The organism is Streptomyces sp. NPDC007095 (genome assembly GCF_040634475.1).
Taxonomy (GTDB): domain Bacteria; phylum Actinomycetota; class Actinomycetes; order Streptomycetales; family Streptomycetaceae; genus Streptomyces.
In genome coordinates this window covers 1-7,396 of record NZ_JBEYFS010000332.1, presented here as the reverse complement: position 1 = coordinate 7,396, position 7,396 = coordinate 1, and the positions used below count along the sequence as shown (strand labels likewise).

Annotated in this window: 7 protein-coding genes and 1 pseudogene; 6 read left to right on the top strand and 2 right to left on the bottom strand. The window is 72.3% G+C overall.

Translation table 11 applies throughout. The features are described 5' to 3' along the window. Positions 1 to 214 precede the first annotated feature (214 nt). The 6 genes from ABZ656_RS53525 (at position 215) to ABZ656_RS53500 (ending at position 6,326) form a co-directional block, all read left to right on the top strand. Entirely contained in the window at positions 215 to 1,690 is a 1,476-nt protein-coding gene (locus ABZ656_RS53525) for an FAD-dependent monooxygenase (protein ID WP_360279373.1), read from the top strand. 150 nt (positions 1,691 to 1,840) lie between these two features. Continuing rightward, positions 1,841 to 2,740, top strand: a complete 900-nt coding sequence (locus tag ABZ656_RS53520; RefSeq protein WP_180362348.1) for an alpha/beta hydrolase — start codon at positions 1,841 to 1,843, stop codon at positions 2,738 to 2,740. A 4-nt stretch (positions 2,741 to 2,744) separates the two neighbouring features. After that, positions 2,745 to 4,127 (top strand): MFS transporter, encoded by a 1,383-nt coding sequence (locus ABZ656_RS53515; protein ID WP_101399159.1) that lies wholly within the window; start codon positions 2,745 to 2,747, stop codon positions 4,125 to 4,127. Then, positions 4,111 to 4,425, top strand: coding sequence for an acyl carrier protein (locus ABZ656_RS53510; protein WP_075033383.1), 315 nt, complete (start codon positions 4,111 to 4,113; stop codon positions 4,423 to 4,425). Before ABZ656_RS53515 ends, ABZ656_RS53510 begins: the two co-directional genes overlap by 17 nt. Positions 4,426 to 4,455: 30 nt before the next feature. Continuing rightward, the gene (locus ABZ656_RS53505; protein ID WP_218977807.1) at positions 4,456 to 6,039 is read left to right on the top strand and encodes an acyl-CoA carboxylase subunit beta; all 1,584 of its coding nucleotides are present in this window, start codon (positions 4,456 to 4,458) and stop codon (positions 6,037 to 6,039) included. A 14-nt stretch (positions 6,040 to 6,053) separates the two neighbouring features. After that, on the top strand, positions 6,054 to 6,326 hold the full coding sequence (locus tag ABZ656_RS53500; RefSeq protein ID WP_101399163.1) for an acyl-CoA carboxylase subunit epsilon: 273 nt from the start codon (positions 6,054 to 6,056) through the stop codon (positions 6,324 to 6,326). A gap of 150 nt (positions 6,327 to 6,476) precedes the next feature. Here ABZ656_RS53500 and ABZ656_RS53495 read toward each other — a convergent pair whose 3' ends face one another. Further along, entirely contained in the window at positions 6,477 to 7,283 is an 807-nt protein-coding gene (locus ABZ656_RS53495; protein ID WP_129592043.1) for a 4'-phosphopantetheinyl transferase superfamily protein, read from the bottom strand. Then, a pseudogene (locus tag ABZ656_RS53490) lies at positions 7,280 to 7,396 on the bottom strand (cyclase); the annotation flags it as partial. The pseudogene ABZ656_RS53490 and the gene ABZ656_RS53495, both read right to left, overlap by 4 nt.

The window sequence follows — 7,396 nt, the reverse complement described above, 5'->3', positions numbered from 1 at the left end:
AGCACGGACCGGCACAGGCACAGCACGGACCGGCACAGGCACAGCACGGACCGGCACAGGCACAGCACGGACCGGCACAGGCACAGCACGGACCGGCACAGGCACAGCACGGACCGAACACAGGCACAGCACACGCACAGCACACGCACAGCTGAGGCACCGCACGTCACCCACCGATGCGACGCGCGCCCGGGCGCGCGAGGAGAGGACACCCATGGACGCGCAGATGGACGCGGACGTCATTGTCGTCGGCGCCGGCCCGGCCGGGCTGATGCTGGCCGGGGAACTGCGGCTGGGCGGGGTGAGTGTCATTGTCGCCGAGCGGCTGGCGCGGCCCACAGGACAGTCGCGCGGGCTCGGGTTCACCGCCCGCGCCATGGAGTCCTTCGACCAGCGCGGTCTTGTCCCGCGCTTCGGCGGGCTGGAGAAGAGCCCGATGGGCCACTTCGGCGGGGTGCAGTTCGACTACACCGTGCTGGAGGACGCCCACTTCGGAGCCCGTGGCGTCCCCCAGTCCCAGACGGAGGCGGTCCTGGAGGAGTGGGCGCGTGAGCTCGGCGCCGACATCAGGCGGGGCTGGGAGTTCCTGGCGCTGGAGCAGGACGGGACCGGGGTCACCGTCACCGTGGCCGCACCCGACGGCGAGCGCACGCTGCGCGCCGCGTACCTGGTGGGCGCCGACGGTGGGCACAGCCCGGTGCGCAGGGCCGCGGGCTTCGACTTTCCCGGTACGCCCGCCACCCGTGGCATGTACCTCGCGGATGTCGTCGGCTGCGAGATCCCGCCGCGTTTCCTGGGCGAGCGGCTGCCCGGCGGCATGGTGATGGCCGCCCCGCTGAAGGAGGGCGTGGACCGGATCATCGTGTGCGAGCACGGCACCCCGCCGGCCGACCGCAGTGAGACCCCGGAGTTCGCCGAAGTGGCGGCGGCCTGGGAGCGGTTGACGGGTGAGGACATCTCCGGCGGCGGCGCGGACTGGGTCAGTTCCTTCACGGATGCCACCCGCCAGGTCACCGAGTACCGGCGCGGGCGGGTGCTGCTCGTCGGCGACGCCGCGCACATCCACCTGCCGGCCGGCGGCCAGGGACTGAGCACCGGTGTCCAGGACGCGGTGAACCTCGGCTGGAAGCTCGCGGCGACCGTCCAGGACCGGGCCCCCGAGGGACTGCTCGACACCTACCACGACGAGCGTCACGCGGTAGGCGCGCGGCTGCTGATGAACACCAAGGCACAGGGCACGGTCTTTCTCGGCGGCCCCGAGTCCCAGCCGCTGCGCGATCTGTTCGCCGAGCTCATCGGCCTCGACACGGTCAAGCGGCATCTCGCCGGGGTGGTCAGCCACCTCGACGTCCGCTACGACCTCGGGGACGCCGGAGACTCGCTGGTCGGGCGCCGGTTGCCGCCGCGGGCGCTGAACACCGCCGCCGGCGAGGTCCGTACACCGGAACTTCTCCATGCCGCCCAGGGCGTGCTGCTCGACCTCGCCGACGACTCCGTGCTGCGCGAGGCGGCCGCCCGCTGGAAGGACCGCGTCTCCGTCGTCACCGGTACTCCGCAGGACCCGGCCGCGTTCGGCGGCGCCGCCGCCGTGCTGGTCCGCCCCGACGGCTATGTGGCCTGGGCGGACACCGGCTCGGCGGAGCTGTGCGCGACGCTGCACCGCTGGTTCGGCGCGCCCGAAGCCCGCTGAGAACCACCACCGGCATCCCTTCCGCACGAGAGCACGAACACGAGAGCACGAACACGAGAGCACGAACACGAGAGCACGAACACGAGAGGAAGTACCCCAGTGAGCGTTCCCACGGTCGAGACCATCCCCTCGTCCGTAACCGGTTCGGCCATGCCCTCGATGTCCCCGGGTGTGCGCCCCGTCGCCCTGGCGGCCGGTGACGTCACGCTCTCCGCGCTGATCGCCCAACCGTCCGGGCCACCGCGGGCCACGGTCGTCGCGGTGCACGGGGGAGGGATGAGCGCCGGGTACTTCGACGGGCAGGCCCACCCAGACGTCTCCCTCCTCGCCCTCGGAGCCCGGCTCGGCTACACCATGGTCGCCGTCGACCGGCCCGGCTACGGGCTGTCCGCCGCGGACGCCCCGAGCGGTCAGAGCCTGGCCGAGCAGTCCGCGGCGCTGCACGCGGCGCTGCGGCACCTGGCCGGCCGCGCCGAGACGGGCGCCGGGGTGTTCCTGCTCGCGCACTCCTTCGGCGGCAAGCTCGCCCTGACGTACGCCGCCTGCCAGGCCGGCGATCCGGATCCGGCCGTACCGCCGCTGCTCGGGCTCGACATCTCCGGGCTCGGCCGGGACTACGCGGTCGACCACCCGGAGGGCGGCCCCGACCCACACCAGCACCGGCACTGGAAGCGGAACTGGGGTGCCCTGCGCTTCTACCCGCCGAACACCTTCCGCGAGGCGGAGGCCCTGGTCGCCCCGATGCCCCCGCGCGAGCAGGCCGAGGCACTCCAGTGGCCGCGGCGGTTCCCGGTCGCGGCGGCGGCCGTGCAGGTTCCGGTGCGGCTGACGTTCGCCGAGCAGGAACTGTGGTGGCACCACGACGAGGACACCGTCGCCGACCTCGCCGCGCACTTCGCCTCGGCGCCGTCCGCCGCCGTCGACCGTCAGCCCGGCGCCGGGCACAACATCAGCCTCGGCTGGGCCGCCCGCACCTACCACCTGCGCGCGTTCGCGTTCTTCGAGGAATGCCTCGCGCGCCGGTCCGCGGGCGCGTCCGTGGCCCCTTGATGCCATGACGACCACACGGCCCGAGGCCAGGGACACGGCGAAGAGGGCGAGGAGGGGAGGGAAGGCCGGAAGGGTCGGGAGGGGCAAGTGGACCGCGGGCGGCGGCAGCCGCCGTACGCCCTTCCGGTCCCTGGCCGTGCGCAACTTCCGGCTCTTCGCGGCCGGCCAGGTCGTCTCGGTCGCGGGCACCTGGATGATGGTCACCGCCCAGGACTGGCTGGTGCTCTCCCTGACGGGGGACTCCGGCACGGCCCTGGGCACGGTGACCGCGCTCCAGTTCACCCCACTGCTGCTGTTCACGCTGTACGGTGGCCGGCTCGCCGACCGCCACGACAAGCGGCTGCTGCTCACCGTTGCCAACCTCGTCTCCGGCGCCCTCGCGCTGGCACTCGCCGTGCTCGTCCTGGCGGGCTCCGCCCAGCTGTGGCAGCTGTATCTGTTCGCGCTGGGCCTCGGCACCGTCAACGCGGTCGAGGTGCCCACCCGGATGGCGTTCGTCAGCGAGATGGTCGGCCCCGAGCTGCTGCCCAACGCCTCGGCGCTCAGCGCCGCCTACTTCAACACCGCCCGCGTGGTGGGTCCCGCCCTCGCCGGACTGCTGATCAGCGCGGTCGGCGCGGGGACGGCCATGCTGCTCAACGCGGCCAGCTATCTCGCCACCGTGACCGGGCTGCGCCTGATGCGCCCGGGGGAACTCCTGCGCACGGCTCCGCCGGATCGCGGGGTCAAGGTGGTCGACGGGCTGCGGTACGTGCGCGGGCGCCCCGACCTGTTCGTGCCGCTGGCGCTGGTCGCCGTGGTCGGCCTGTTCGGCTTCAACTTCCAGCTCACCCTGCCGCTGCTCGCCAAGACCGTCTTCCACTCGGGCGCGACCGCGTTCGGGCTGCTGACCACGGCGTTCGCCGCCGGTTCGCTGCTCGCCGCGCTCGCCACCACCGCACGCAGCGCCCGACCGGCCGCCCTGACCGTCACCGCCTCCGCACTGGCCTTCGGGCTCCTCGAGACGGCGGCAGGCTGGTCGCCCACCTACGTGTGGGCGGCCGTGCTGCTGTTTCCGACCGGCTTCGCCACCCTCTACTTCGCCCAGGCCGCCAACCACCGCATCCAGTTGGGCAGCGACGCCGCCTACCGCGGCCGGGTGATGGCGCTCTACACGCTCATCCTGCAAGGACTCACCCCACTCGGCGCCCTCCTCGTGGGCTGGCTCACCGTCCGTCACGGTGCGCGCTGCGGCCTGTACGTGGGAGGGCTCGCCTCGTCGGCGGCGGCACTCGCGGTGCTGCTCGCGGGGCGGACACGTCGATTCCCTCCCAGCCACCGGCCGGAACCGGCACTCCTCGGGCCCGGCCCTCTCCCTGAAAGGCAGCCCCATGAGTCCCCTGAGTGACGACACCCCGTGCAGTTGGCTGGACCGGCTCCCGGATCCGGTCCAGCTGCGCGCCATGACCCCCGACGCGCGTGCCCGCACCATCGGCCACTGTCTGCGCCTCGAACTGCACCACCTGCTCGCGGTCCCGCCCGGGCACCGGCTCTCGCCCGGTCTGCCACTGCGCGGCCAGGGCCTGGACACGCTCGACGCCCTGCACCTGGGGCGCCGGATCCGGCGCGCCCTCGACGCCGAGGTGCCCGCCGAGGTGCTGCGGGAGAGCACCGTCGGCGAGCTGACCGCGTTGCTCGCCCGCTGACCGAACCGTCTTTCCTCTTGATCCACTTGAATGGGAGATCCGTACATGGAGCCCGCGATACCCATCGAACTGGGCGGCCGGCTGATGGAGCTGGCCGAACGCAAGGACATCGCCCGTGCCGGGCAGGACCCGAAGGCGACCGAACGACAGCACGCCAAGGGCAAGCTGACCGCTCACGAGCGCATCGAACTATTGCTGGACAAGGGCAGTTTCCAGGAGGTCGAACCGCTGCGCCGGCACCGGGCGACCGGTTTCGGACTGGAGGCGAAGAAGCCCTACGGCGACGGTGTGATCACCGGCTGGGGCACGGTCGAGGGCCGTACGGTCTTCGTCTACGCCCATGACTTCCGTGTCTTCGGCGGCGCGCTGGGCGAGGCCCACGCCTGCAAGATCCACAAAATCATGGACATGGCCATCGCCGCCGGGGCGCCGCTGGTGTCCCTCAACGACGGTGCGGGCGCCCGCATCCAGGAGGGTGTCTCCGCGCTCGCCGGGTACGGCGGCATCTTCCAGCGCAACACCCGGGCCTCCGGTGTCATCCCGCAGATCAGCGTGATGCTCGGCCCGTGCGCGGGCGGCGCGGCCTACTCGCCCGCCCTGACCGACTTCATCTTCGCCGTCCGGGACATCTCGCAGATGTTCATCACCGGGCCCGACGTGGTCCGTGCGGTCACCGGCGAGGAGATCAGCCAGAACGGACTCGGCGGCGCGGACGTGCACGGCGCGGTCTCCGGAGTGGCGCACTTCGTCCACGACGACGAGGAGAGCTGCCTCGCCGAGGTGCGCTATCTGCTGTCGCTGCTGCCGTCCAACAACCGCGAACTGCCGCCGCGCCACGTCAGCGGTGACCCGGGCGACCGGTCCGGAGACGTGCTGCTCGACCTGGTGCCGCACGACGGCAACCGCTCGTACGACATACGCGGGGTCGTCGAGGAACTCGTCGACGACGGCGACTACGTGGAGGTGCACGCGGGCTGGGCCCCGAACATCGTCTGCGCCCTGGCCCGGATCGACGGCCACACCGTCGGCATCGTCGCCAACCAGCCGGCCGCCATGGCGGGTGTCCTGGACATCAAGGCGAGCGAGAAGGCCGCGCGGTTCGTGCAGTTCTGCGACTCCTTCAACATCCCGCTGGTCACGCTGGTCGACGTGCCCGGCTTCCTGCCGGGCGTGGACCAGGAGCACGAGGGCATCATCCGGCGCGGCGCCAAGCTGCTCTACGCGTACTGCAACGCGACCGTGCCGCGGGTCTCGGTGGTGCTGCGCAAGGCGTACGGCGGCGCGTACATCGTGATGGACTCCCGCTCCATCGGCGCCGACATCGCGCTGGCCTGGCCGACCAACGAGATCGCGGTCATGGGGGCCGAGGGGGCCGCCAACGTGGTCTTCCGGCGGGAGATCGCGGCCGCGGACGATCCCGACGCGATGCGTCAAGAGAAAATCGACCAGTACAAGGAGGAGCTGGTCCACCCTTACTACGCCGCCGAACGCGGGCTGGTCGACGACGTCATCGACCCGCGCGAGACCCGGGCGGTCCTGGCCCGTTCGCTCGCCATGCTCGCGGCCAAGCACGCCGAGCTGCCGCGCCGCAAGCACGGCAACCCGCCTCAGTGAGCAGGGAGGAAACCATGAGCATCCAGCGCCCCGCCCTTGTCCCCGTTCCCGATCCCGCCCCCGATCCCGTTCTCGAACCCGCGGCCGGTCCGCTTTTCCGGATCGAGCGCGGCTGCCCCTCCCCGGAGGAGCTGGCCGCGCTGACCGCGGTACTGATGGCCGTCACCGCGGGCCCCGGCGTCGCACCCGACGACACGGCCCGCAAGCACCAGGTCGTCGCCCTGTGGCGCCGCCCCGAACGCGTCACCGGTTTCGACGGCCCCCGCACCTGGCGGGCGGCGGCCTGACCCCCCCCGGGGTGGAACAGGCCGAAGGGGCCGGAGAGTTCACAGGAACTCTCCGGCCCCTTGGTCGTGCCCCTTTAGGGGCGCGGGGAACTGCGCGACCAGCGCAGGACACCCCGCTCCCTGAGGCCGACCCGCAGTCCCCCCATTTCCTCAGCGCTCCAGATCCCCGTGCTGCGCGGGATCCCGCAGCATGGATCGCAACCCCGGTTCCATCTCCACAAGACGTTCCACCGCGTCCGGGGCGTACAGATAGGCGGTGGGCACGGCGCGAAGGGCGACGGGGCGATCCCCCGCCCCGGCCAGCGCCACCGCCGCGATGTGGGTGGAACACAGGGGCAGGTTGCCCACCACCCAACCCGTCGGCCGCTCGGCCAGCCCCGCCTCACCGAGGTAGTCGAGGTCGGCTCCCCGGGTCAGTCCGGTGCCCAGCCCCTTCAGATACGCCTCCTTCCGTGTCCACAGGCGGCCGAAGGCCATGGTCCGTTCGTGCTCGGGAATCTTCTCGAGCTCCTCCCGCTCGGCCGGATGCAGCGCCGGCAGACACGCCTCGGCGGTCTGGGGCGACGGCAGCCGCTGGACGTCGGCGCCCACTCGTGACTCCGCCACCACCACGATCGCCAGGCCGTGGCTGTGCGAGAGCGAGAACTGGGGGGCGCCGCCGGGCACGCCGAGCACCACGGGCCGGCCGTGGCGTTCACCGTTGCCGTTGTACCGCTCGCCGGCGAGGTTGAGCCGGCTCGGTTCGATGCCGGTGTAACCGGCGAGGACCCGGCGCAGTCCCACGTGCGCCGCGGCGTACATCTGGCGGTCGTCGGGCCGCCGATAGGAGTCGGCCCGACCTCTCTCGTACGCGTCGAGCTCGTCGTACGGGACGTCACGCGGCGAGTCGGGCGGCGGCAGCAGCCACACGTCCAACTCCCCTCGCGCTACGGCGAGCCGGCGCACCGTCGGGGTCAACGGCGGCCCTCCGCGTGAGCCTTGGCGTGGGTGAGGGTGGCCCGGCTGTTGGTGGACAGGGCGGTGTGGACGTACTCGCGGGCGTCGGCGACGGTGGCTCCGCAGCCGAGGAT